Source organism: Streptomyces flaveolus, assembly GCF_044765825.1.
Lineage (GTDB): Bacteria > Actinomycetota > Actinomycetes > Streptomycetales > Streptomycetaceae > Streptomyces > Streptomyces flaveolus.
Map to the genome: position 1 here is coordinate 15,465 of NZ_JBIWKU010000014.1, position 23,478 is coordinate 38,942.

21 protein-coding genes and 1 pseudogene are annotated in these 23,478 nt (G+C 74.9%); 5 read left to right on the forward strand and 17 right to left on the reverse strand.

Annotated features, from left to right (window positions below; all coding sequences use genetic code 11):
* Window positions 1–17: 17 nt before the first annotated feature.
* From ACIRG6_RS32495 to ACIRG6_RS32505, 3 genes are read left to right on the forward strand one after another with little or no spacing between them, the layout of a single operon-like run.
* A complete protein-coding gene (locus tag ACIRG6_RS32495) occupies window positions 18–746 on the forward strand; it encodes an MgtC/SapB family protein (protein WP_364678936.1) in 729 nt (242 codons plus the stop codon).
* A gap of 54 nt (window positions 747–800) precedes the next feature.
* Window positions 801–1,748 (forward strand): polysaccharide pyruvyl transferase family protein, encoded by a 948-nt coding sequence (locus tag ACIRG6_RS32500; RefSeq protein WP_365023397.1) that lies wholly within the window; start codon window positions 801–803, stop codon window positions 1,746–1,748.
* A gap of 56 nt (window positions 1,749–1,804) precedes the next feature.
* Window positions 1,805–2,113 carry a DUF3040 domain-containing protein gene (locus tag ACIRG6_RS32505; RefSeq protein WP_318214993.1) on the forward strand — a complete coding sequence of 103 codons (309 nt, stop codon included), beginning with the start codon at window positions 1,805–1,807 and terminating at the stop codon, window positions 2,111–2,113.
* A gap of 77 nt (window positions 2,114–2,190) precedes the next feature.
* On the opposite strand, the gene ACIRG6_RS32510 is transcribed toward ACIRG6_RS32505, so the two are convergent.
* The 12 genes and pseudogenes from ACIRG6_RS32510 to ACIRG6_RS32565 all read right to left on the reverse strand — a co-directional run bounded on the left by ACIRG6_RS32510 (window position 2,191) and on the right by ACIRG6_RS32565 (window position 15,174).
* On the reverse strand, window positions 2,191–3,087 hold the full coding sequence (locus ACIRG6_RS32510) for a glycosyltransferase family 2 protein (protein WP_403325255.1): 897 nt from the start codon (window positions 3,085–3,087) through the stop codon (window positions 2,191–2,193).
* Window positions 3,084–4,088 (reverse strand): glycosyltransferase family 2 protein, encoded by a 1,005-nt coding sequence (locus ACIRG6_RS32515; protein WP_403325257.1) that lies wholly within the window; start codon window positions 4,086–4,088, stop codon window positions 3,084–3,086. The genes ACIRG6_RS32510 and ACIRG6_RS32515 overlap by 4 nt, the downstream gene beginning before the upstream one ends.
* Window positions 4,085–5,056 carry a glycosyltransferase family 9 protein gene (locus tag ACIRG6_RS32520; RefSeq protein WP_364821061.1) on the reverse strand — a complete coding sequence of 324 codons (972 nt, stop codon included), beginning with the start codon at window positions 5,054–5,056 and terminating at the stop codon, window positions 4,085–4,087. The genes ACIRG6_RS32515 and ACIRG6_RS32520 overlap by 4 nt, the downstream gene beginning before the upstream one ends.
* A 320-nt stretch (window positions 5,057–5,376) precedes the next feature.
* Entirely contained in the window at window positions 5,377–6,744 is a 1,368-nt protein-coding gene (gene rfaE2 / locus ACIRG6_RS32525) for a D-glycero-beta-D-manno-heptose 1-phosphate adenylyltransferase (RefSeq protein WP_364678924.1), read from the reverse strand.
* 8 nt (window positions 6,745–6,752) lie between these two features.
* The gene (locus ACIRG6_RS32530) at window positions 6,753–7,352 is read right to left on the reverse strand and encodes a D-sedoheptulose-7-phosphate isomerase (protein ID WP_364678921.1); all 600 of its coding nucleotides are present in this window, start codon (window positions 7,350–7,352) and stop codon (window positions 6,753–6,755) included.
* Entirely contained in the window at window positions 7,352–8,569 is a 1,218-nt protein-coding gene (locus ACIRG6_RS32535; protein ID WP_318214988.1) for a glycosyltransferase, read from the reverse strand. The genes ACIRG6_RS32530 and ACIRG6_RS32535 overlap by 1 nt, the downstream gene beginning before the upstream one ends.
* Window positions 8,566–9,516, reverse strand: a complete 951-nt coding sequence (locus ACIRG6_RS32540; RefSeq protein ID WP_364678918.1) for a glycosyltransferase — start codon at window positions 9,514–9,516, stop codon at window positions 8,566–8,568. Before ACIRG6_RS32540 ends, ACIRG6_RS32535 begins: the two co-directional genes overlap by 4 nt.
* Window positions 9,513–10,502 carry a glycosyltransferase family 9 protein gene (locus ACIRG6_RS32545; RefSeq protein WP_364678916.1) on the reverse strand — a complete coding sequence of 330 codons (990 nt, stop codon included), beginning with the start codon at window positions 10,500–10,502 and terminating at the stop codon, window positions 9,513–9,515. Before ACIRG6_RS32545 ends, ACIRG6_RS32540 begins: the two co-directional genes overlap by 4 nt.
* Window positions 10,503–10,867: 365 nt before the next feature.
* Window positions 10,868–11,389, reverse strand: a pseudogene (locus ACIRG6_RS32550) (D-glycero-alpha-D-manno-heptose-1,7-bisphosphate 7-phosphatase); the annotation flags it as partial.
* Window positions 11,386–12,405, reverse strand: coding sequence for a glycosyltransferase (locus ACIRG6_RS32555; RefSeq protein WP_364678913.1), 1,020 nt, complete (start codon window positions 12,403–12,405; stop codon window positions 11,386–11,388). The gene ACIRG6_RS32555 and the pseudogene ACIRG6_RS32550, both read right to left, overlap by 4 nt.
* A complete protein-coding gene (locus tag ACIRG6_RS32560; RefSeq protein ID WP_364678910.1) occupies window positions 12,402–14,042 on the reverse strand; it encodes a carbamoyltransferase family protein in 1,641 nt (546 codons plus the stop codon). The genes ACIRG6_RS32555 and ACIRG6_RS32560 overlap by 4 nt, the downstream gene beginning before the upstream one ends.
* Window positions 14,043–14,196: 154 nt before the next feature.
* Window positions 14,197–15,174, reverse strand: a complete 978-nt coding sequence (locus tag ACIRG6_RS32565; protein ID WP_318214983.1) for a UDP-glucuronic acid decarboxylase family protein — start codon at window positions 15,172–15,174, stop codon at window positions 14,197–14,199.
* A gap of 129 nt (window positions 15,175–15,303) precedes the next feature.
* On the opposite strand from ACIRG6_RS32565, the gene ACIRG6_RS32570 reads away from it, so the two are divergent.
* Window positions 15,304–16,092, forward strand: a complete 789-nt coding sequence (locus ACIRG6_RS32570; RefSeq protein ID WP_403325262.1) for a polysaccharide deacetylase family protein — start codon at window positions 15,304–15,306, stop codon at window positions 16,090–16,092.
* A 56-nt stretch (window positions 16,093–16,148) separates the two neighbouring features.
* Window positions 16,149–16,589 (forward strand): SRPBCC family protein, encoded by a 441-nt coding sequence (locus ACIRG6_RS32575; protein ID WP_364678901.1) that lies wholly within the window; start codon window positions 16,149–16,151, stop codon window positions 16,587–16,589.
* On the opposite strand, the gene ACIRG6_RS32580 is transcribed toward ACIRG6_RS32575, so the two are convergent.
* The 5 genes from ACIRG6_RS32580 to ACIRG6_RS32600 form a co-directional block, all read right to left on the reverse strand.
* A complete protein-coding gene (locus ACIRG6_RS32580; protein WP_365022533.1) occupies window positions 16,576–17,757 on the reverse strand; it encodes an XdhC family protein in 1,182 nt (393 codons plus the stop codon). The genes ACIRG6_RS32575 and ACIRG6_RS32580 overlap by 14 nt on opposite strands.
* A gap of 50 nt (window positions 17,758–17,807) precedes the next feature.
* Complete coding sequence (locus tag ACIRG6_RS32585) at window positions 17,808–19,265, reverse strand: NCS2 family permease (RefSeq protein ID WP_239764222.1); 1,458 nt, start codon at window positions 19,263–19,265, stop codon at window positions 17,808–17,810.
* A gap of 202 nt (window positions 19,266–19,467) precedes the next feature.
* On the reverse strand, window positions 19,468–21,852 hold the full coding sequence (locus ACIRG6_RS32590) for a xanthine dehydrogenase family protein molybdopterin-binding subunit (RefSeq protein WP_403325265.1): 2,385 nt from the start codon (window positions 21,850–21,852) through the stop codon (window positions 19,468–19,470).
* Between the two features lie 2 nt (window positions 21,853–21,854).
* Window positions 21,855–22,442 carry a (2Fe-2S)-binding protein gene (locus ACIRG6_RS32595; protein ID WP_318214978.1) on the reverse strand — a complete coding sequence of 196 codons (588 nt, stop codon included), beginning with the start codon at window positions 22,440–22,442 and terminating at the stop codon, window positions 21,855–21,857.
* Window positions 22,442–23,332, reverse strand: coding sequence for an FAD binding domain-containing protein (locus ACIRG6_RS32600; RefSeq protein WP_364678894.1), 891 nt, complete (start codon window positions 23,330–23,332; stop codon window positions 22,442–22,444). Before ACIRG6_RS32600 ends, ACIRG6_RS32595 begins: the two co-directional genes overlap by 1 nt.
* Between the last annotated feature and the right edge of the window lie 146 nt (window positions 23,333–23,478).

A 23,478-nucleotide genomic window follows, 5' to 3' on the forward strand; every position in this document is an offset into this window, starting at 1 on the left:
CGCGAGGGAGGCCGCGGATGCGCGAGCTGGCGGAGTCGCTGTGGGGCGTGGGCAACGGGCAGGGGCCGCGTCAGCTGGCCGAGCTGGGGCTCGCCCTGGTGCTGTCCAGCCTGATCGGCTGGGAGCGCGAGGCCCAGCAGAAGAGCGCCGGGCTGCGCACCCACACCCTGGTCGGCGTGGCCAGCGCGCTGATGATGGAGATCTCCCAGCACGGTTTCACCGCCGTGCTGGGCATGGAAGGCGTCTCCCTCGACCCGTCCCGGGTGGCGGCCCAGATCGTCTCCGGGATCGGTTTCATCGGCGGCGGTCTGATCTTCGTACGGCGGGACGCGGTGCGGGGCCTGACGACCGCGGCGACCATCTGGCTGACCTGCGCGGTCGGCATGGCCTGTGGCGGAGGGCTGCCGATCCTGGCGCTGGCGACCACCGCACTGCACTTCCTGGTCGTGCGCGGCTATCCGGCCCTGGCCTCCCGTATCGCGAAGGAGACGGCCACCACGGTGGAGATCCGGCTGACCTATCTGACCGGCCGGGCGCTGCTGCCGCAGTTGATGGAGACGTGCACGCGGCGCGGGTTCCGCATCCTGCGGGTGACCGCCGACCGGCTGCCGGGGCGTACGGATCCGGCCGCCCGGGTCCTGCTGCGGCTGGAGGGCACCGGGGACGCGGTGCGGCTGACCTCCGACCTGTTCCACGCCGAGGGCGTGCTCGACGCCGACATGAACGTCGCCACGGAGGAGGAGTAGCCGAACGGGGGACACCGCGGTTTCCCCCCGGCCGGGCGGGCACCCGGGGCCACTGTGCAGGGACTACAGGGATCGGACGAACGCGACGGCCGGGCCGGGCGGGACCGGGTGCTGGTGACCGGGTGGTTCAGCTTCCTGGACGGGGAGGCGACCGCCGGGGACGTGCTGGCGCTGCGCCGGGTCGAGGAGGAACTGCGGGGCGCGGGACTCGCCCACGACGTCGTGTGGAGCCCCGGGTTCCGGGCGGACGCGCTGCACTTCGCGGACGTGGACCCGGCGGACTGGTCGCATCTGGTGTTCGTGTGCGGGCCGGCGCACGGGCCGCAGGTCGAGGAGTTGCACCGGCGGTTCGCGCACTGCGTGCGGATCGCGGTCGGCGTCTCCGTCGTGGATCCCGGCTCCCCCGCCGTCACCGGCTTCGACCGCGTCCTGGCCCGGGACGCCGCCGGCACCGAACCGACGCTGGACCTCGCGGCCCGCGCCCCCGCGCTGCCCGCCCGTCCCGTCGTCGGGGTGGTGCTCACGCACGGGCAGCACGAGTACGGGGCCCGGCGGCGGCACGACCAGGTAGCCGCCGAGGTGACGCACTGGCTGGCCGGCCGGGACTGCGCGCGCCTGGAGCTGGAGACCCGGCTGGACGCGCACGACTGGCGGCTGTGCGGCACGCCGGCCCAGCTGGAGGCCGTGCTGTCCCGGCTGGACCTGGTCGTCACCGACCGGCTGCACGGGCTGGTGCTGGCGCTGCGGGCCCAGACGCCCGCGCTGGCCGTGGATCCGGTCGAGGGCGGCGCGAAGGTGACGGCGCAGGCCCGCGCCTGCGGCTGGCCCGCGCTGGTGGCCGCCGAGCACCTGGAGACGGGCGTGCTGGACCGCTGGTGGCGGTGGTGTCTGACCGACGGGCGGGAGGCCGCGCGGCGGATCGGCGCCGGGTTCCGGGCGGACGCGCGAACGGACGGCGCCGACGCTCTCGTGGCGGCACTGGGACGGCGGCCGGCCGGTTGACTCCTCGCGCGGACGGGCACCCGGTGGTGGTCGGTCCGTGCCCAGGAGGAGACCTCATGACCATCGACCGCCTCCCCGATCACGAACAGCGCATACTCGACGAAGTGGAACGGGCGCTGCGCCGCGACCGCCGGCTCGACCGGCGCCTGCGCACCCTGCGGCTGCGCCGCGGTCCCGACCTCACGCGCCTGGCGTCCTACCGTCCGCGCACCCTGACGGTCGCTCTGCTGCTCGCGCTGTCCGTCACCCTGATGGTGACCGGCATCGTCACCTCCGAACCCGGCGTGATCTGGGCGTTCGCCGTCGTATGGCCACCCACGCTGTTCGCGGCGTTCCGGCTGCTGTGCCGGTGGTCGCGGGGCTGACGGCCCCGGCCCCTACGGCGCCGCACACGCACCCGGCCTCCTGTCCCCTCGGCGGGAGGCCGGGTGCGTGCGGTTCCTCAGCCTGTGTAGCTGCGCGCCGTCGACGCGCGCTGGGCCGGCTCCAGGGCGCGCAGGCGCGCCTCCACCTCGGCGGGCAGCACCCGGCGTTCGCGCAAAACCCACGGCAGGGCGGCCGTCGCCTCGGCGAAGGCCCGCAGGGACGCGGTGTCGCGCGGGACCGTCCGGGCCAGGTGCAGGGTGCGGCGCAGGGCGTAGCCGGCCGGGCGGCGCAGCCAGGTGAACCACAGGGTGTTGCGGATGCCGTGCGCCCGGCGGAGCGTCGGGTCGCGGACTTCCGAGGGGTGGTGGTGGATCGCCAGGTCGTCGTCGTACGTCAGCCACCAGCCGTCGGCGGCGAGGTCGGCGGCGAGGAGCTCCTCCTCGCCGCCCAGCCACAGCCGGGGATGGAAGCCGCCCGCGGCGCGGAACGCGTCGGTGCGCAGGACGGTCGCGGCGGCCAGGAAGGAGCCGAGCGCGGGTCCCGGGAGCCAGTGCGGGCGGGGCACGGGCGAATCGCGCAGTTCCCTGACGATCGGGTCCTCGGTGCCGTCCGGTTCCACGACGATGCGGGCGGTGACGGTGCCGACCGCGGGGTACCGGTCGAGCAGGTCGGCGGCCCCGGACAGCGAGCCCGGCGCCCACCAGGAGTCGTCGTCGCAGAAGGCCACGTACGGCGTGCGGACCTGGCGGACCGCCAGGTTCCGTCCTACGGCGCCGAGGTTGCGGCCGGGGCGCAGCAGCCGTACGTCCGGGTGGTGGCGGGTCACGGCGGCGGCCGTGCCGTCGGTGGAGGCGTTGTCGGTGACGATCACCGGCGGCTTCTCCGGGAGTTCGGCGAGACGGTCCAGGGTGCGCAGGAGTTCGGGGCACCGGTTGTGGGTGATGACGACGACGGTCGTGCGGGGGTCCGTCATGGGGTCGCTTCCTCCAGGAGGCGGGCGCCCCGTTCCACGTACGGGGGCAGGGGCCTGCGGGCGCGCAGCGCGGAGGGCAGGCGGGTGAGCGTCTCCCGCAGGGCGCGGCGGGCGTGCGGGTCGCGGCGGGCCTCGGCGGCGAGGGCGCGGGTGCGGGCGAGGGCGTGCGGCAGGGGGCGGCGCAGCCAGGCCGTGAGGACTTCGTTGCGCCGGACGACGGCCGGGCGGTCGGTGCGCGGGCCGGGGTCCGGGTGGTGGTGGGCGACCACCTCGGGGCAGTGCGTGACGCCCCAGCCGCGGGCGGCCAGGTCGTAGGCGAGGAGGGTCTCCTCGGCGCCGAAGAACAGCAGGGGGTGGTAGCCGCCGGCGTCGAGATAGGCCTCGCGGCGGGTGACGGCGGCGCAGCCGAGGAAGCCGAGCACCTGGGTGCCGGGCAGGTCGGTGGCCCGGCCGAGGGGGGAGCCGGCGAGCACGTCGTTGAGCGGGTCGGGGTCCTCGGCGGGGCCGACGAGGGTGCGGGCGGAGAGCAGGCCGAGCCGTGGGTGCTCGTCGAACAGGCGGGCCGCGGTGGCGAGCGCGCCGGGCGCCCACCAGGAGTCGTCGTCGCTGAACGCCACGTACGGCGTGTCGAGCGCGCGGACGCCGTGGGTGCGGGCCAGGGCGCCGCGGTTGAAGGGCAGCGCGAGGACGCGGACCCGGGGGAAGTCGCGGGCGAGCATCGCGGGGGTGTCGTCGGTGGAGGCGTTGTCGGCGACGAGGACCTCGGGCCGCTCGGGCAGCGCGAGCAGGTGACGCAGGGTCACGGCGAGGCTCGCGGAGCGGTTGCGGGTGGCGATGACGACGCCGACGGGGGCGTGCCCCGCCGGGTCGGTGTGCGGTCGTTCGCGAGTGGTCGCCGCGGCACGGCCGGGGCCGGCGCCCCGGTTCGCGGGGGTGCCGGTGCCGTCGTCCGGCGCGTGGCCGGTGTCGTGGGAGGTGCGGTGGGGGGTGCCGTGGTTCATGGTGCCTCCCGGAGGGCGTCCAGGGCGTCGAGCGCCGCGAGGACGTCGTCGGTGCCGATCCGCAGCAGCGCGGGGTCGGTCTCGTGGCCGTGCGGGTCGCCGTCCGGCCCGGGGTGCCACAGGGCGCGGTGGCGGGGGTGGTCCGGCGGGCCCCACCGGCTGGGCGGGACGGGGCCGAAGAGGGTGACGGAGGGGACGGCGTGGGCGACGGCGAGGTGGGCGATGCCGGTGTCGCCGCTGACGACGGCGCGGGCGGCGGCCACGAGGGCGGAGAGCCGGTCGTGGGGCAGACCGCCGGCGAACACGTCCGCGTCGGGCAGGTCGGCGAGCTTGGCGAGGCGGGCCACGAGGTCGCCCTCGTCCGCTCCCCCGGTGACCACGACCCGCCGGCCGCGGGCCCGCAGGGCGTCGGCGACGGCGGCGTACCGCTCGACCGGCCAGCACCGGGAGGGGGCGCCCGCGCCGGGGTGCAGGACGATCGCGCCGGGTGCCGGGGTGGGAGTGCCCGGGCGGGGCAGGCGCAGGTCGGTGGGGTCGGCGTCGATGCCGTAGGCCGTCAGGAGCCGGCACCAGCGGTCGCGTTCGTGCTCGTCCGCGTACCAGGGCGGGCCCTCGACCTCGGGGGTCTCCGGGTGGGCGAACGCCAGCAGTCGCCGCGGGCGCAGGCGCATCAGCAGCCGGTGGCTGGGCGGTCCGTTGCCGTGCAGGTCGACGGCGACGTCCGGGGGCGGGCCGGTCCAGTCGAGGGTGCGCGGCACGGCCCGGCCGGGCTCGGCGGCGGGCAGCACCCGGTCCACGGCACCGGTCGCCGCGACGACGGGCGCCAGCTCGGCGGGGGTGGCCAGCACCAGCTCGTGACCGGGGTACGCCCGGCGCAGGGCGCGCAGCGCGGGGACACCGGCGAGAAGGTCCCCGAGCCCGAGGGCACGCAGCACGAGCACCCGCGGACGCGCCTGCCCTCCGGGCACGGCGGACGCGGACTCGGCCGGCCGCGCGTACGCCGTATCGGCGGGCGGCGGATGCACCGGGTCGCCCGTCACCGGGCCCCCGGCCGACGGCAAACGCGCCGTCCTCCCGTCGGCGGGACCCGCGAGGGGCGAGCCGGCCGGCCGGGACGGGCCACGGCGGCCACCGGCCCGTACCGCCGGGCCGCGATCCCGTGACGGACCTGCCGCCTCACGCGCCGTCCGCTCACCCGCGGGGGCGGCGGGCGGCGGATGCACCGGGTCGCCCGTCACCGGGCCCCCGGCCGACGGCGGAACCGGAGGGCGGGGCGGAGTGGGGCCGTTCATCGGACGCCCTCCGCCGCCCGGGCCATCAGGGCCGTGGAGGAGCGGCCGTCGAGGTACGGCAGCAGGACCGCCTGGCCGCCCCATTCCTGGAGCAGGGCGGCCTCGGGGAGGTCGGCGCCCGCGTAGTCGCCGCCCTTGACCCAGACGTCGGGCCGCAGGTCGCCGAGGAGGCGTTCCGGGGTGTCCTCGTCGAAGACGGCGACCGCGTCGACGCAGGCGAGGGCGCGCAGGACCCGGACGCGGTCGGCGAGGGGGTTGACGGGGCGGCCGTCGCCCTTGCGGCGCCGCACCGACGCGTCGGAGTTGACGCACACCACCAGGCAGTCGCCGAGCCGCCGCGCGGCCTGGAGGAGGCCGACGTGCCCGGCGTGCAGCAGGTCGAAGCAGCCGCCCGCGGCGACCACGGTGCCGTGCTGGGCGCGGACGCGGGCGGCCAGGGCGTGCGGGTCGTCGGTGTCGCCCCGCGGGCCCGGCTCCGGGCCGGAGCCGGCCGGGGGCAGGGCGCCCGCACCGCCCGCGGCGACGAACGCCGTCGCGGAGGTCACCGCGCCCTCGACGGCCTCTCCCACCAGCGCGCCGTCCGCGAGCAGCCCGGCGGCGGTCGCGGCGAACCGGTCGCCCGCGCCGCAGGAGTCCCCGTGGTGGGAGGCGGGGGCCGGGACGAGCAGCGGGTGTTCCCCGTACGACAGCAGGGCGCCGCGCGCCCCGAGGGTCACCGTCACCGCGGCCACCCGCCAGTCGCGGACGAGCGCGGCGGCGTGGTGCGCGGCGGCGCGCAGGCCGCCGCCGGGGCCGTCCTGGGGTGCGAAGCCGTGCGCCTCCTTCTCGGCGGGCGTCACCAGCCGGGTGCCGGGCACCGGGGCGCCCCCGCGCGGATGCGGGTCCCAGACCAGGGGCGGGCGGGCGGCCAGTACGTCCCGCAGGGCGTCCGCCGCGCCGCGGCCGTAGTCGGAGACCAGCACGGCCCGGGCGGAGCGCAGCGCGGTACGGGCCTCGTCCGTGGCCTCGCGGGCCCGGCCGCCGCCGCGGTCGAGGCGGACGACGGGCCGGTCCTGGGCGAGGACGCGGGTCTTCTCGGGCAGCGCGCCGGTCAGCGGCAGGGCGACCAACGTCAGCCACGGGTCCAGCAGTTCGCGCAGCACCCGGCTCGCGGGGTCGTCGCCGACGCCCGCGATCAGCGTGACCTCGCGGCCGTCGCGGGCGGCGAGGTAGGCGGCGAGCGCGGCGCCGCCCGGCCGTACCCGTTCGGCGCACCCGGACACGACCGGTACGGGCGCGTCGGGTGCGAGCCGGTCGGCGGAGCCGGTCAGGTCGCGGTCCAGCAGGGCGTCGCCGACCACCACCAGCGGGGTCCTGTCAGCCATGTGTCGCGTCACCTCCGCGTCCTCTTGCCGGGCACGCCCCGTTCCAGGGCGGCGTCGAAGGCCGCGCAGATCATGTGCAGGGCGACCAGGTGGATCTCCTGGACGGTGGCCGTGGAGGGGGCGTCCACGCACAGGGACTCGTCGCTGCCCGCCATGAGCGGGTTCGGGGCGCAGCCGGTGAGGGCCCACACCCGGACGCCGGCCGCGCGGGCCGCGTCGGCGGCGGAGAGCAGGTTGGCGCTGGCGCCGGACGTGGACAGCAGCATCAGGACGTCGCCGTCACGGCCGTGTGCGCGCACCTGGCGGGCGAACACCTCGTCGACGCCGTAGTCGTTGGCGATCGCGGTGGTGCTGGAGGTGTCGGCGTGCAGGGCGATCGCGGAGAACGGCGGCCGGTCCTCGCGGTAGCGGCCGACGAGTTCGGCGGTCAGGTGCTGGGCCTGGGCGGCGCTGCCGCCGTTGCCCGCGGCCAGCAGTCTGCCGCCGCCGGACAGGACGCCGGCGAGCCGCTCGCCCCAGCGTTCGGTGACGTGCGCGGAGGCGCGGAACGCCCTCAGCGCCTCCTGCAGTTCGTCGCAGTGTCCGACGACGGGCGGGTGCACGGTCATCACGCCACCTCCTTCGACAGGGCGTGGTCGGCGAGGGTCAGGCGGTACACCTGTTCCGCCCCGTCGGCGACGCGCTGCCAGGTGTAGTGCTTGAGGACGCGTTCGCGACCGGCGGCCCCGTACCGGCGCCGCAGTTCCTCGTCCGCGAGGAGTTCGCAGGCGGCCTCGGCGATCGCGTCCGGGTCCTGCGGTGCGACGAGGCGGCCCGTGACCCCGTCGGCGACGGAGTCGCGGTGGCCGCCGACGTCGGTGGCGAGGACGGGCACGCCGCAGGACATGGCCTCCAGCGGGACGATGCCGAACGGCTCGTAGACCGGGGTGCACAGCACCAGGTCGGAGCTGCCGAGCAGGGCGGGCATGTCGCGCGGGTCGACCGCGCCGAGCAGCCGGACCCGGTCGGCGACGCCGGCGCGGCGGGCGAGCGCGGTCAGGCGCTGGGCCTCGGGATCGGCGTCCACGGCGTCGGACGGCGGGCCGCCCGCGATGAGGAGTTCGGTGTCGGGGACGTCGACGAGCGCCTGGATCGCCTGGTCGTAGCCCTTGCGGGGCACCAGCCGGCCGCAGGCCAGCAGCCGGTGCCGCTGTCGCCGGGCGGGGGTGCGGCCGGAGGCGGCGCCGGGGCGGAACTGCCCGGCGTCGACGCCGCAGGGCACGACGGACACCTGCCGGGGCGGTACGCCCATGTCGCCGAGTTCGACGACCTCGTCGGTGCAGGTGGCAAGCACCCGTTCGCAGGTGCGGCCGATCTGCCGCTCGATGCCGATGCGCTCGTACGGGCTGGTGTCCCGCATGCCCTGGTGGCGCCGCTTGACGGTGCCGAGGGCGTGGAAGGTCTGCACGCAGGGGATGCCGTGCGGTCCGGCGCCGATCTGGGACGCCATGCCGGACATCCAGAAGTGGGCGTGGACCACGTCGGGCCGCTCGCGGCTCCACGCGCGCGCCAGGTACGCGCCGAACGTCGGCATGTGCGGGAACAGGTCGTCCTTGGGGACGACTTCGGCCGGGCCGGCCGGCACGTGCTCGACCCTGCCGCCGCCGGGCAGCGGCACCCGGTCGGGCAGGTCCAGCGAGTCACGGCGGGTGTAGACCGTGACGTCGTGGCCGCGCCGGGCCAACTCCTCGGTGAGACGGGCCACGTAGACGTTCTGTCCACCGGCGTCGACGCCGCCGAGCGCGGCGAGCGGACTCGCGTGCTCGGACACCATGGCGATCCTCATCGGGTCACCTCCTTCAGCAGCCGCTCCCAGTCGTCCAGGAAGCGGGACAGCCCGTAACGGGACAGGGCCGCCGCACGGGCGCCGTCGCCGACCGTCCGCGCGTGCAGCGGGTCGGCGAGGAAGTCGCGTACGGCGTCGGTCAGTACGTCGATGCGGTTGGAGACGACTCCGGCGCCCGGGGGCACGGCCTCGGTCACCTCCGTGGTGGCGAGCGCGACCACGGGCATGCCCAGGTGCATGGCCTCCAGCAGGGACAGGCCGAGGGAGGTCCAGCGGACGGGGTGGACGTAGACGCGCCGGCGGGCGAGCTCGGTGTGCAGGTCGCTCTGGACGACGTCCTGGGTGCGGCAGCGCCCGGGGTCGACGCCGAGGTGCTCGGCGAGTCCCTCGGTGCGCATGCCGAACACGTCGAGCGGGGCGGCGCGGGAGAACGCGGGCAGCAGGTCGGTGCCGGTCGTGCGGCCGCGCCGGACCGGCTCGTTGACGACGACGGCCGCCCGCTCCAGTTCGCCGGTCCAGCGGTGTCCCGGGTCGACGATGCCGTGCTCGATGACGGTGGCGTGGGCCGGTCCGGAGTCCCACATCAGCCGGTTGAAGTGGGTGACGTGGACGAGGGTGACGCCGGGGATGCCGGCGGCGGGGTGGCGGGTGTCGGGCACGTCGCCGTCGGGGGCGTTGTGCTCCAGGTAGACCAGGGGCGGGCGGCGGCCGAGCCACCGGTCGACCAGGGCGAGTTCGTGGGGGCGCTGGAGGATCACCAGGTCGATGTCCTCGTCCCGCAGTCGCTCCGGCGGGACCTCGATCACCGACTCGGGCCAGTCCCAGGTGCGGGCGCGGCCGAGGCCGTCGGGTCCGCGGTCCGGGGTGACCGGGACGAGGCAGGTGTGCGGGCCCTGCACGAAGGCCGTGGTCCACGACCCGTGCACGTGCCAGATGAGGATCCTCATGCCTCCCCCAGGAGTTTGTCGACGGCGGCGGCCACGTCGGTGGCGGTGACGGTGTTCAGGCAGGGGTGGCCGGGGACGGGGCAGTCCCGGGCCCTGCTGTCGGCGCAGGGCGCGTCCTGGTCGCCGAGCAGGACGTACGGGACGCCGTACGGCCGCCAGCGCTCGGCCGGTACGACCGGCGCGAACAGGGACACCACGGGGGTGCCGACGGCGGCGGCGAGGTGGGCGGGCGCGGTGTTGCCGGTGACGACGGCCGAGGCGCCCGCGAGGACGCCGGACAGTTCCGGTGCCTCGGTGCGGCCGCCGAGGTCGGTGCCGTGGGAGCCCGCGACGTACGCGGTGAGGTCGCGTTCCTCGGGGCCGCCGGTGACCAGCACGCGGTGTCCGGCGGCGGCCAGTTCGCGGACGGCCTCCGCGCTGCGCTCGGGGCTCCAGGCGCGGGCGGGGACGCTGGCGCCGGGGTGCAGGACGACGTACGGGCCGGGTCCGGTGAGGTCGTCGGTGCGGGGCGGCGGGTGCACCCGCAGCCGCCCGTCGTCGGGCCGCGGGAACCCGGCCGCCTCGGCGAGGTCGAGGGCGGCCTCGGCCTCGTGGGCGTGCGGGGCGCGCCGGTGGCGCAGGTCGAGCAGGGAACCGGGGTAGTCCACGCTGTCCGCGGCGATGTACCGGACGCCGGCCAGGCGCAGCACCAGGGCGGTGGGCAGCGGGGACTGGTGGAAGGAGGTGAGGACCAGCGCCGTGTCGGCGTCGATCCGCTCCACCAGGGCGTCGATGTCCTCCCGTCTGACGTCGGGCGGCTGGAAACCGCCCCACGGCGCGTCCCACACCAGGACCTCGTCCACGCCGGGCAGCAGCCGGGCGGCGGGGGCGCCGCGCGGTCCGCACAGCAGGGTGACGTGGTCGGCGCGGGCGGCGACGGCACGCACGGCGGGCCCGGCGAGCAGCACGTCGCCGAAGCTGTCGAGCCGGGTGACCAGGGCCTTCATCGGGGCCTCCCACGGGTGTCGGCGCCGATCGGGCTCGGCGCGGCGGTGCCGTCGCCGCGGGTGCCCTCACCGGTGCCGGCGGCCGGTCGGCCGGTGCCGGGTCCGTCCTGCCGCGGGCCGGTGCTGTCCCCGCCGCGGCGGGCGCCGGGCCGGTGCCGCGCCGGCCGGGGCGCGTCCCGGTCCGGCGGGGTCCGGTCGCGGCGGGTCGCGGGTCCGGCGGAGGTCCGCGGGGCCTCGTCGAAGGCGGACCGGCCGGCTGCCGTGGGGCCGGCCGGAGCCGGCACCACGGTGGTTCCCGTGGTGCCGTCGCCGCCCGTGCCGAACGCCGCCCGGACGGGCCGCTCGTTCACCAGGACCCTGCCTTTCGGCAGGCCGGTGAGGAGCGCGCGTACGGCGGTCAGGAGGTCGGGGGCGACATGGTCCGCGGCGCCCGTCTCCTCGGGGCGGGTCTGTTCGTTCGGGACGAGGATGCCGTGGGCTCCCGCCCGTCGCGCTGCCTCGACGTCGGCGCCGATGTCGCCGATGACGACGCAGTCGGCGGGGGCGGCGCGGACGCGTCCGGCCGCCCACTGCACCAGGCCGGGCCGCGGCTTGCGGCAGTGGCAGCCGTCGTCGGGGCCGTGCGGGCAGATCGCCCAGACGTCGAAGGGGCCGATCAGTTCGTCGACGCGCCGGTTGACGCGGCGGACGTCGATGTCGCTGATCAGGCCGCGCGCGATGCCGGACTGGTTGGTGACGACGCCGACGCGGATACCGTGTCCGCGCAGCAGCGCCACCGCCTCGCGGGCGCCGTCGACGGGCCGGACCCGTTCGGGGTCGCCGTTGTAGGGGACGTCGTGGACGAGGGTGCCGTCGCGGTCGAAGAGCACCGCCTCGACGGGGCTCATGCGGTCACCTCCTGCCAGGCGCGGGCGCCGCGGTGCCGCCACAGTCCGGTCAGCCGGTGCCAGGTCGCGGCGGGCGGGATGAGCGCGCTGGTGACCAGCATCGTCGTCACCTCGTGGCGGGTGCGCGGTCCGGGGGCGATGCGGGCCCAGGCGAACTCGGCGGTGCCGGCGGCCCAGCCGAGCCCGGCGAGCGCGGCGGCCCGGGGACGGCCGGCGGCCGCGAGGGCGAGGGCGGCGGCGCCGGCGGCGGTGATCGCGGCGTGGCGGCGGATACGGCCCCGGGGGGCCACCGCCTTGGACCACCAGTCGGGGCCGTGCAGGCGCCGCATCAGGGCGTCGTCGGCGTTGCCGCGCTGCTGCGTCAGGGACACCCAGCGGGAGGCGGGGCGTACGGGGTGGCGGGTGGTGCGGCGGCCCCGCTGGATGCGCCAGCCGGCGTCGAGGACGCGCAGCGCGAGGTCGGCGTCCTCGCGGAAGGCGCGCGGGAAGCGTTCGTCGAAGCCGCGGACCTGCTTGAGCACGTCGGTGCGGTACGCCATGTCGGCGGTGATCCAGCGGGCCCGGGCGAGGCCCGCCGTGCCGCGTTCCCAGTCGGTGGGGCGGCGTTCGCCGGGCAGGGGCACGGCGATGACGCCCTGCACGGCGCCGGTGTCGGGGGCGGCCTCGGCGAGGTCCTGGACCAGCTGGTCGCACCAGTGCGGGCCGACCTGGACGTCGTCGTCGAGGAAGGCGGTCCACGGCGAGGTGACCGCGCGGATGCCGGTGTTGCGGGCGGCGGCGGGCCCGCGGCCCCCGCTGCGCAGCACCACCGTGCGTTCGCGCAGGTCGCCGAGGACGCTCAGCGCGTGCTCCAGCGCCGCCGGGTCGGCGTCGGGCGCGGGCCGGTCGTCGACGAGGACGATCTCGTCGGGGCGCGGCCCGTGCGCCGCGGCCAGCGCGGCCAGGCAGTCGGCCAGCGTGTCGCGGGCGAGCGTGGGGACGACGACGGCGTAGCCGGTCATGGGGGCGCCGGTCATGCGAACGCCCTCCCCCGGCGCACCGCGAACGGGCCGATGGCCAGCAGGTCCACGGGCGCGGAGCCGAAGCACTCCAGCGCGTCGCGCGGGTCGTCGGCCATGGGCCGCCCGGCGGTGTTGAGGCTGGTGTTGACGACGACGGGCAGTCCGGTGCGCTTCTCGAAGGAGGCCAGCATCCGTGCGACGAGGGGCTCGCGGCGCTCCTCGACGGTCTGGATGCGGGCGGTGCCGTCGACGTGGACGACGGCCGGGATGCGGTCGCGCCAGGCGGGGGCGACGTCGTGCACGAAGAGCATGTACGGGCTCGGGAGGGGCCCGGTGAAGATGTCGGCGGCGCGGTCGGCCAGCACCATCGGCGCCACGGGACGGAACTCCTCGCGGCCCTTGACGCGGTTGAGCCGCTCCAGGTTCTCGGCGCGGCCCGGGTGGGCCATCAGGGAGCGGTGGCCGAGGGCGCGCGGCCCGAACTCGCTGCGGCCCTGGAACCAGGCGACGATGCCGTCCCGGGCGAGTTCCTCGGCGACGGTCTCGGCGATGTCGTCCGGTTCCTCGTAGGGGATCGCGGCCGTCTCCAGCCAGGCGCGGATCTCGTCGTCGCTCCAGCCGCGGCCGAGGCCGGCGCCGGGCATCGGCTCGGGTGCGGCGCCCTCCTGGGCGGCGGCGACGTGCAGGGCGCCGCCGAGGGCCGTGCCGGCGTCGCCGGCGGCGGGCTGCACCCACACGTGCCGGTACGGGCCGCGGGCGGCGATCTTCGAGTTGGCGACACAGTTCAGGGCGACGCCGCCCGCCATGGTGAGGGCCTCGCCCCCGGCCTCGCGGTGCAGCCAGTGGACGAGTTCGAGGAGCAGTTCCTCCAGCACCGCCTGGGTACTGGCGGCCAGGTCCGCGTGGTCCCTGGTCCAGTCCTCGCCCTTGGCGCGGGCCGGGGCGAGGGCCGCCCAGTCGACGCCGTGGGCGCGGAAGCCGCCGTCGCCGGTGGCGTGGACGTGCGCGCGCAGCCGGTCCAGGTGGCGGGGTGTGCCGTAGGAGGCGAGGGCCATCACCTTGTACTCGTCGCTGCTGCGCAGGAAGCCGAGGTGCTCGGTCAGTTCCTCGTAGACCAGGCCCAGCGAGTGCGGCAGGGCCTGGGCGGCGAGGGTGTCGAGCTTGCCGTCGCGGTAGCGGCCGGCCAGGTGGGAGGCGGACTCGCCGCGCCCGTCGAGGACGAGGACGTCGTTGTCGGGGTGCGGTGAGGCCGGTCCGGCGGAGGCGGCGTGCGCCACGTGGTGCGGGACGAAGACGACCTGGTCGGGGTCGAGCCCGGGCAGCGCGTCGGCGAGGAACTCGGGGGCCCGGCGGGCGTATTCGAGGCGCAGCGGGTCCCACGGGTCGTCCAGGCCCATGTCGCGGGCGGGCCGGGCCAGTTTGGGGTCGAAGGAGTACGCGACGGCGTCCAGCTCCTCGGGCCGGATCCCGGCGTGCTCCAGGCACCACCGCGCCGACTGTTCCGGTACCTCCCACGCGGAGAAGGGCACCGGGCGCTTGCCGTGCTTGCGGCGGCTGAAACGCTCTTCCTCGGCGGCCGCAACGGTCCGGCCGTCGACGACGAGTGCGGCGGCCGGGTCGTGGAACAGGGCGTTGATACCAAGGATGCGCATGGGGTGTGCTCCGTCCCGGGGGACTGCTGGGGTCTGTCTGGCCTCGCGGGTGCCGCGGGACAGCTGCCTCAAACACTTGGATACAGCTCAATTCCGGACATGAGCCGACATCTCACGCATCGTGACGATGCCCGGACGACCGCTCCGCCGGGCCCTACGCGGCGACGGAGTGGGCGAACCAGCCGATGGTCCGCTCCAGCCCCTCGCTCCAGCCGACGCGCGGCCGCCAGCCGAGCCGCTCCCGGGCCAGGGTGGTGTCGGGCTTGCGCCGGCACGGGTCGTCGACGGGGCGTTCGACGAACCGGATGCGGGACCCGGAGCCGGTCAGCTCCACGATGCGCCGGGCCAGCTCCAGCACGGTGATCTCGTCGGCGCCGCCGATGTTCATCGGGCCGCTCTCGCCGGAGGCGGCCAGGGCGAGGACGCCGGCGACGGTGTCGTCGACATAGCACAGGGAGCGGGTCTGGCCGCCGTCCCCGGCGACGGTGAGGGGCATGCCGTCGAGGGCCTGCGCGATGAAGGTGGGCACGGCGCGGCCGTCGCCGGTGCGCATGCGGGGGCCGTAGGTGTTGAAGATGCGGACGATGGCGGTGTCCGTGCCGTGGACCTGGCGGTGGGCGGTGACCAGGGCCTCGGCGAAGCGCTTGGACTCGTCGTAGACGCTGCGCGGGCCGATCGGGTTGACGTTGCCCCAGTAGCTCTCGCGCTGCGGGTGTTCGAGCGGGTCGCCGTAGACCTCGGAGGTGGAGGCGAGCAGGAAGCGGGCGCCGTCGGCGTGGGCCCGTTCCAGGGCGTTGCGGGTGCCGGTGCTGCCGACGTCGAGGGTCTCCAGGGGCAGCCGGAGGTAGTCGGCGGGCGAGGCCGGGCAGGCGAAGTGCAGGACGAGGTCGAAGCGGCCGGGCAGGCCGCGCAGGGCCGCCGGGTCGGTCGCGTCGGCCCGGACGAACCGGAAGCCGCGGTGCCGTTCCAGGTCGGCCACGTTGCTCCGGGAACCGGTGGCCAGGTTGTCGAGGCAGACGACGTCGGCGCCGGCGTCCAGCAGCCGGCCGCACAGGTGGGATCCCACGAACCCGGCGCCGCCGGTCACCAGGGCCCGGCGCCAGGCGCGTCCACTCACGGGACTCTCGCTCACGGGTCTCTCCTCACTCTCGCCGACACGTACGTGTCGGCTGAGTAACCCGGACAAAGCGCCCACTACCTCGAACAAAGAGACGAGAAAGTACTATACACCGCGTATATACTCGCTGTGTATAGTCCTCGCATGCCTTTGCTGACCAGCAAGATGACGAAAACGGGGACCAGGTTGCGCGGGGCCGCGATTCTCGCGGCGGCCGCCTCGCTGACACTGGCGCTGAGCGGCTGCACCACGTTGGAGACGAGCTCGCCCAGCTCCGTCCGGGGCGCGGCGGGCGGCCAGGCGCGGGCGGCCGGGTTCGGCACCGTGGACTGCCGCAGGGCCAAGTGCATCGCCCTGACCTTCGACGCCGGGCCGAGCGAGAACTCCGCCCGGCTGCTCGACATACTCAAGGAGAAGCAGGTCCCGGCGACCTTCTTCCTGCTCGGCAAGCGGCACATCGACACGTATCCGGACCTGGTCAGGCGCATGGCCGCCGAGGGACACGAGGTGGCCAGCCACACCTGGACGCACAAGATCCTCACGGACGCCGAACCGGACCGGATACGCGAGGAGCTGGAGCGCCCCAACCAGGAGATAGAGCGCCTGACCGGGCAGCGCCCCACGCTGATGCGTCCGCCGCAGGGCCGCACGGACGACACGGTGCACGACATCTGCCGCGAGCTGGGGCTGGCGGAGGTGCTGTGGAGCGTGACCGCCAAGGACTACACGACGGACGACTCCGACCTGATCACCGAGCGGGTCCTGGACCAGTCGTCCCGGGACGGCATCATCCTGCTGCACGACATCTACGACGGCACCGTCCCCGCCGTGCCCGGGATCATCGACGCGCTCAAGAAGCGGGGCTACGCGTTCGTGACGGTGCCGCAGCTGCTCGCGCCGGGGAAGGCCGAACCGGGCAAGGTCTACCGCTAGGCCGTCGGCCCGGACGGGCGCAGCGGTGGACGGCTCCCACTGCCTACGATCGTCGCGTGGCCTTCTTCTCGCTCGAACGCACCGCCCCGCTCGCCCCGGACGAGGCATGGCGCCGGCTCACCGCATGGCACCGTCACGGCGACGCGGTGCCGCTGACCCGGGTCAGCGTGCCCACTCCCCCGCCCACCGGGGTGGGCACGGTGGTCGTCGCCCGCTCGGGGCTCGGCCCGTTCGCCGTCGACGACACGATGGAGGTGACCGTCTGGCAGCCCCCGCACGACGGCGCACCCGGCCGGTGCCGGCTGGAGAAGCGGGGCCGGCTGGTCAGGGGCTGGGCGGAGATCGAGGTCCGGCCGGGCCCCGGCGGCCGGGCGCGCGTCGTCTGGCGCGAGGAGCTGGACGTCCGCCTGCTGCCGTCCCTGTGCGACGGCGTGCTGGGCCGGTCGGGGCGGTACGTGTTCGGACGGGCGGTGAACCGGCTGCTCAGACAGCCGTGACGGGATGCGTGCCGCGCGCGCCGAGGGAGCCGGTCCGTCCGGCCGGGGGCGAGGCGTCCTCGTGGTGGATGGGGGTGTGGGCGCCGGTCAGCGAGACGCCGCTGCCGCCGCGCCGGGCGGCGACGATCTCCGCCGCGATCGACAGGGCCGTCTCCTCGGGCGTACGGGCGCCGAGGTCCAGACCGATGGGGGACCTGAGCCGGGCCAGCTCCCGGTCCGTGACGCCGGCCTCGCGCAGGCGCTCCTCGCGGTCCAGGTGGGTGCGGCGGGAGCCCATCGCCCCGACGTATGCGACGGGCAGACGCAGGGCGAGTTCGAGGAGCGGTACGTCGAACTTGGTTTCGTGGGTCAGGACGCACAGCACCGTGCGGGCGTCGACGTCCGTGCGCTTCAGGTACGTGTGGGGCCACTCGACGACGACCTCGTCGGCGTCCGGGAAGCGGGCCCGCGTCGCGAAGACGGGGCGCGCGTCGCACACCGTCACGTGGTAGCCGAGGAACGTGCCGACGCGAGCCAGTGCCGAGGCGAAGTCGATCGCGCCGAAGACGATCATGCGGGGCGCCGGGACGGAGGACTCGACCAGCAGCGTCAGCGGTGCTCCGCACCGCGAGCCCTGCTCTCCGATCTCCAGCGTGCCCGTACGGCCGGCGTCCAGGAAGGCGCCCGCCTCGGCGGCCACCGTGCGGTCCAGTTCGGGGTGCGTGCCGAAGCCGCCGGTGCGGGAGCCGTCCGGACGGACGGCCAGGGCGCGGCCCAGCAGCTCCGCCGGGCCGCCCACGACCCGCGCCAGCGCCACCGCCTCCCCCCGCGCGGCGGCGGCGAGAGCGGCGGCGACGGCCGGGCGGGCGGGGTCGTCCGCCCGTACCGGCGTGACGAGGATGTCGATGACTCCGCCGCAGGTCAGGCCCACGGCGAAGGCGTCCTCGTCGCTGTAGCCGAAGCGCTCCAGGACGGCTCGGCCGTCCTCCAGCGACTGCCGGCACAGCTCGTACACGGCCCCCTCCACACAGCCGCCGGAGACCGAGCCGATCACCGTGCCCCCGGCGTCCACCGCGAGGGCGGCGCCGGGCGGACGGGGGGCGCTGCCGCCGACGGCCACGACGGTGGCCACGGCGACGTCGCGTCCCTGCTCGACCCACCGGTGCAGCTCTTCGGCGATGTCCAGCATGGTCGGTCTCCTTGCCCGCGGTGATATGAAAGGGGTTCCCCCGGGGGCGGCTAGTGCACGCCCATCCAGCTCTCGATGGGGTTGAGGGCGAAGTAGACGACGAAGATCACCGTCAGTGCCCACATGAACGCGCCGATCTCCCGCGCCCTGCCCTGCGCGACCTTGATGGCGACGTAGGAGATGACGCCCGCGGCGACACCGGTGGTGATGGTGTACGTGAACGGCATCAGGACGACGGTCAGGAAGACCGGGATCGCGGTGGCCCGGTCGGCCCAGTCCACGTGCCGGGCGTTCATCATCATCATCGCGCCGATGACGACCAGCGCGGCCGAGGCGACCTCCTGCGGCACGAGCGCCGTGATCGGGGTGAAGAAGAGGCAGGCCGCGAAGAACGCGCCGGTGACGACCGAGGCGAGTCCGGTGCGGGCACCTTCCCCGACGCCGGTCGCGGACTCGACGAAGACGGTCTGGCCGGAGCCGCCCGCCACGCCGCCGATGGCACCGCCGGCGCCGTCGATGAACAGCGCCTTCGACAGACCCGGCATCCGGCCCTTGTCGTCGGCGAGCTTGGCCTCGGTGCCGACGCCGATGATGGTGGCCATCGCGTCGAAGAACCCGGCCAGCACCAGCGTGAAGACGATCATGCCGACGGTCATCGCGCCGACGTCGCCCCAGCCGCCGAACTCCAGGTGGCCGAAGAGCGAGAAGTCGGGCATGGAGACCGCGCTGCCGTGCAGTTCCGGAGCGCCGTTCGCCCACTGCTCGGGGTCGATGACCCCGGTGGCGTTCAGTACCGCGGCGACGACGGTGCCGGTGACGATGCCGATCAGGATGGCGCCTGGGGTGTTGCGCGCCTGGAGCATGAAGATCAGCAGCAGGGTGCCCGCGAAGAGCAGGACCGGCCAGCCGGCGAGTTCACCCGCGGGGCCCAGGGTGAGCGGGGTGGCCTTGCCCGGGTGGACGAAACCGCCCTTCACCAGGCCGATGATCGCGATGAACAGGCCGATGCCCATGGTGATGCCGTGCTTGAGGGCGAGCGGGATGGCATTCATGATCATCTCGCGGAGCCCGGTGACCACGAGCAGCATGATGACCACGCCGTACATCACGCACATGGCCATGGCCTGTCCCCAGGTCATCTGGGGAACGACCTGTCCGGCGATCACTCCGGACACCGAGAGTCCGGCGGCCAGGGCGAGCGGCACCTTGCCGACGAAGCCCATCAGGAGCGTGGTGACCGCCGCGGCGAGCGCCGTCGCGGTGATCAGGGCCTTCTGACTCAGGGTGTTGCCCGCGACGTCCTCGCCGCCGAGCAGGATGGGGTTGAGCAGGACGATGTACGCCATCGCCATGAAGGTGGTGATGCCGCCGCGCACCTCACGCGCCACCGTGGAGCCACGGTGGGTTATGTGGAAGTAGCGGTCGAGCCAGGACCGGCCGGCCGGGACGCGGGTGCCCGCGCCCGCGTCCTCGGCTGTGGTCTTGGGCTCGACTGACTGCTGGGTCATGGGGTCGTCTCCCAAGGTTCAGAGGGGCACCCGCGTCAACCGCTGGGGCGGCTGCGGGATTTGGGACGTGCACGACCCGGGGGACGGCCCGAGACGAACGCATGGGTGGTGGAGCTTCGGGGCCCGTGAGCGAGCGGGACCCCGGGTGTGCTCCGGGCGGCGCGGAGTGTGTGACGTTCCGTGCGCCGCCCGGAGGGTCTTCTCACGCCGTGCCGGTGAGGTGTTCCGGTCGTACCGGCGTGCGGTCCAGCGCCAGCCCGGTCGCGTTCCGGATGGCCGCGAGGACCGCCGGTGTGGACGACAGGGTGGGTGCCTCGCCGACGCCGCGCAGCCCGTACGGGGCGTGGTCGTCGGCGAGTTCGAGCACGTCGACGGGGATGGTCGGCGTGTCGAGGATCGTGGGGAGCAGGTAGTCCGTGAAGGACGGGTTCCTGACCTTGGCCGTCTTCGGGTCGACGACGATCTCCTCCATCACCGCGATGCCCAGGCCCTGGACGGTGCCGCCCTGGATCTGGCCGATGACGGAGAGCGGGTTGAGCGCCTTGCCGACGTCCTGGGCGCAGGCCAGTTCGATGACCTTGACCAGGCCGAGCTCGGTGTCGACCTCGACGACGGCGCGGTGCGCGGCGAAGGAGTACTGGACGTGGCCGTTGCCCTGGCCGGTGCGCAGGTCGAAGGGTTCGGTCGGCCGGTGCCGCCACTCCTCCTCGACCTCGACGGCCTCGCCCTCCAGGACGTCCACGAGGTCGGCGAGGACCTCGCCGCCGTCGGTGACGACCTTGCCGCCCTCCAGGAGCAGCTCGGCGGTGGCCCAGGCCGGGTGGTAGGAGCCGAACCTGCGGCGGCCGATGTCCAGGACCTTCGCGCGGACCAGCTCGCAGGCGTTCCTCACGGCGCCGCCGGTGACGTACGTCTGCCGGGAGGCCGAGGTGGAGCCCGCCGAGCCCACCTGAGTGTCGGCGGGGTGGATGGTGACCTGGGTGACGCCGAGCTCGGTGCGGGCGATCTGCGCGTGGACGGTGACGCCGCCCTGGCCGACCTCCGCCATCGCCGTGTGCACGGTGGCGACGGGCTGACCGCCGACGACCTCCATGCGGACCTTGGCGGTGGAGTAGTCGTCGAAGCCCTCGGAGAAGCCGACGTTCTTGATGCCGACCGCGTAGCCGACGCCCCGTACGACGCCCTCGCCGTGCGTGGTGTTGGACAGACCGCCGGGCAGCTGGCGCACGTCGGCGCCCTCGCTGGACTCCCACTGGCGCTCCGGCGGCATGGGCCTCGCCTTGACGCGGCGCAGGAGTTCGGCGACCGGGGCCGGGGAGTCGACCGGCTGGCCGGTGGGCATGAGAGTGCCCTGCTCCATGGCGTTGATCCGGCGGAACTCCACCGGGTCCATGCCGAGTTCCGCGGCCACCTTGTCCATCTGCGCCTCGTAGGCGAAGCACGCCTGGACCGCGCCGAAGCCGCGCATGGCGCCGCAGGGCGGGTTGTTGGTGTAGAGGGCGAGGGCCTCGATGTCGACGTCGTCGATCACGTACGGGCCCGCGGACAGCGAGGAGGCGTTGCCGACGACGGCCGGGGAGGCGGAGGCGTAGGCGCCGCCGTCCAGGACGATCCGGCACTTCATGTGCGTGAGCTTGCCGTCCCTGGTGGCGCCGTGCTCGTAGTGCAGCCGGGCCGGGTGGCGGTGGACGTGCCCGAAGAAGGACTCGAAGCGGTTGTAGACGATCTTGACCGGCTTGCCGGTGCGCATCGCCAGCAGGCAGGCGTGGATCTGCATCGACAGGTCCTCGCGCCCGCCGAACGCGCCGCCGACGCCGGACAGCGTCATGCGCACCTTCTTCTCGGGCAGGCCGAGGACCGGGGCGATCTGGCGCAGGTCGGAGTGCAGCCACTGGGTGGCGACGTACAGGTCGACGCCGCCGTCCTCGGCCGGTACCGCGAGGCCGGACTCCGGGCCGAGGAAGGCCTGGTCCTGCATGCCGAACCAGTAGTCGCCCTTGACGATCACGTCGGCCCGCCGGGCGGCCTGGTCGGCGTCGCCGCGGACGATCGGCTGGCGGTGCAGGATGTTCGGGTGCGGGACGTGGCCGATGTGGTGGTCGTCGCGGTTCTCGTGGACGAGGACCGCGTCCGGGGCGGTCGCGGAGGCCTCGTCGGTGATGACGGGCAGTTCCCGGTACTCGACCTTGATCTTGGCGGCGGCGCGGCGCGCGGTCTCCGGGTGGTCGGCGGCGACGATCGCCACCGGCTCACCGTGGTGGCGCACCTTGCCGTGGGCGAGGACCGGGGTGTCCCGGATCTCCAGGCCGTAGTGGCGCACGTCGGTCGGCAGGTCGTCGTACGTCATGACCGCGTGGACACCGGCCTGGGCGAGGGCCTCGCTGGTGTCGATGGAGACGATCTCGGCGTGCGCGACCGTGGAGCGCAGGATCTGGCCCCAGAGCATGTCCTCGTGCCACATGTCGGACGAGTACGCGAACTCGCCGGTGACCTTGAGGACGCCGTCCGGGCGGAGCGTGGACTCGCCGATGCCGCCCTTGGTCTTCGAACCCTGGGTGATCTTGGTGGGTGCGCCGTTGGCAGCCATGCTCACGCCCCCTCGGACTGGCGGGCGGCGGCCAGGCGGACCGCGTCCATGATCTTCTCGTAGCCGGTGCAGCGGCACAGGTTGCCCGACAGCGCCTCGCGGATGTCCGCGTCGGTCGGGTTCGGGTTGCGCTCCAGCATCTCGTCGGCGGCGACCAGCAGACCCGGCGTGCAGAAGCCGCACTGGACGGCTCCGGCGTCGATGAACGCCTGCTGGATCGGGGCCAGTTCCGTGCCCTCGCCGGCATGCGAGTCGGTGCCCTGGGCCCGCCACCGCTTGGCCTCGTCGAGCGTGGTGCCCCGGTCGCCGCCGTCGCCGGCGGCGCAGCCCTCGGCGCGCTGCTGGGCGAAATCGGCCAGTCCTTCGACGGTGACGACCTCGCGGCCCTCGGCCTGACCGGCCGCGACGAGGCAGGCGCAGACCGGCACGCCGTCCAGGCGGACCGTGCAGGAGCCGCACTCGCCCTGCTCGCAGGCGTTCTTGGAGCCGGGCAGGCCGAGCCGCTCGCGCAGGACGTAGAGCAGGGACTCGCCCTCCCAGACGTCGTCGGCTTCCTGCGGCCGCCCGTTGACAGTGAAGTTGACGCGCATTACGCAGCTCCCTCCGTGGTGCGGTGGGCGCCGCGGTACGCCTCCCAGGTCCAGGTGAGGGTCCGGCGAGCCATGACGCCGACCGCGTGGCGGCGGTAGCTCGCGGTGCCCCGTACGTCGTCGATCGGGTTGCAGGCGGCGGAGCACAGGTCCGCGAACTGCTTGACGACCGACGGCGTGATGATCTTTCCGTTGCCCCAGAAGCCGCCCTCGTCGAGCGCCGCCACGAGGAAGTCCTCGGCGGCCGTCGCCCGCACGGGGGTGGGCGCGGCCGAGCCGATGCCGGTGCGGACCGTGCGGGTGCCGGGGTGCAGGGCCAGGCCGAACGCGCAGACGGCGATGACCATGGCGTTGCGGGTGCCGACCTTGGAGAACTGCTGCGGGCCGTCGGCCTTCTTGATGTGCACGGCGCGGATCAGCTCGTCGGGCTCCAGCGCGTTGCGCTTCACGCCGGTGTAGAACGCGTCGATCGGGATGCGGCGGGCGCCGCGCACCGACTCGACCTCGACCTCGGCCCCGGCGGCGAGCAGTGCCGGGTGGGCGTCGCCGGCCGGGGAGGCGGTGCCGAGGTTCCCGCCCACGCCGCCGCGGTTACGGATCTGCGGGGAGGCGACCGTGTGCGAGGCGAGGGCGAGACCCGGCAGCTCGGTGCTCAGGTTCTCCATGATCTTCGTATAGGGCACGGAGGCACCGAGCCGTACGGAATCCTCCTGGACCTCCCACTCGGTCAGATCGCCGATGCGGTTCAGGTCCATGAGGTACTCGGGCCGGCGGTGGTCGAAGTTGATCTCGACCATCACGTCGGTGCCACCCGCAAGCGGCACAGCGGTGGGGTGCTCGGCCTTCGCGGCGAGCGCCTCCTCCCAACTGGCGGGGCGAAGGAAGTCCATGACCGGCTCTCTTCATCGTCTTGTGGGGCGTACGGGTTTGAGCCAATCCGTCAGCGGCGGGCCCGGTTCGTTCATGTGCTGTTCACGTGGAGTGGGCTCAGTACACCGCCCGGTGCTCCACCTGGGTCAGTCGCAGAAACCATGAA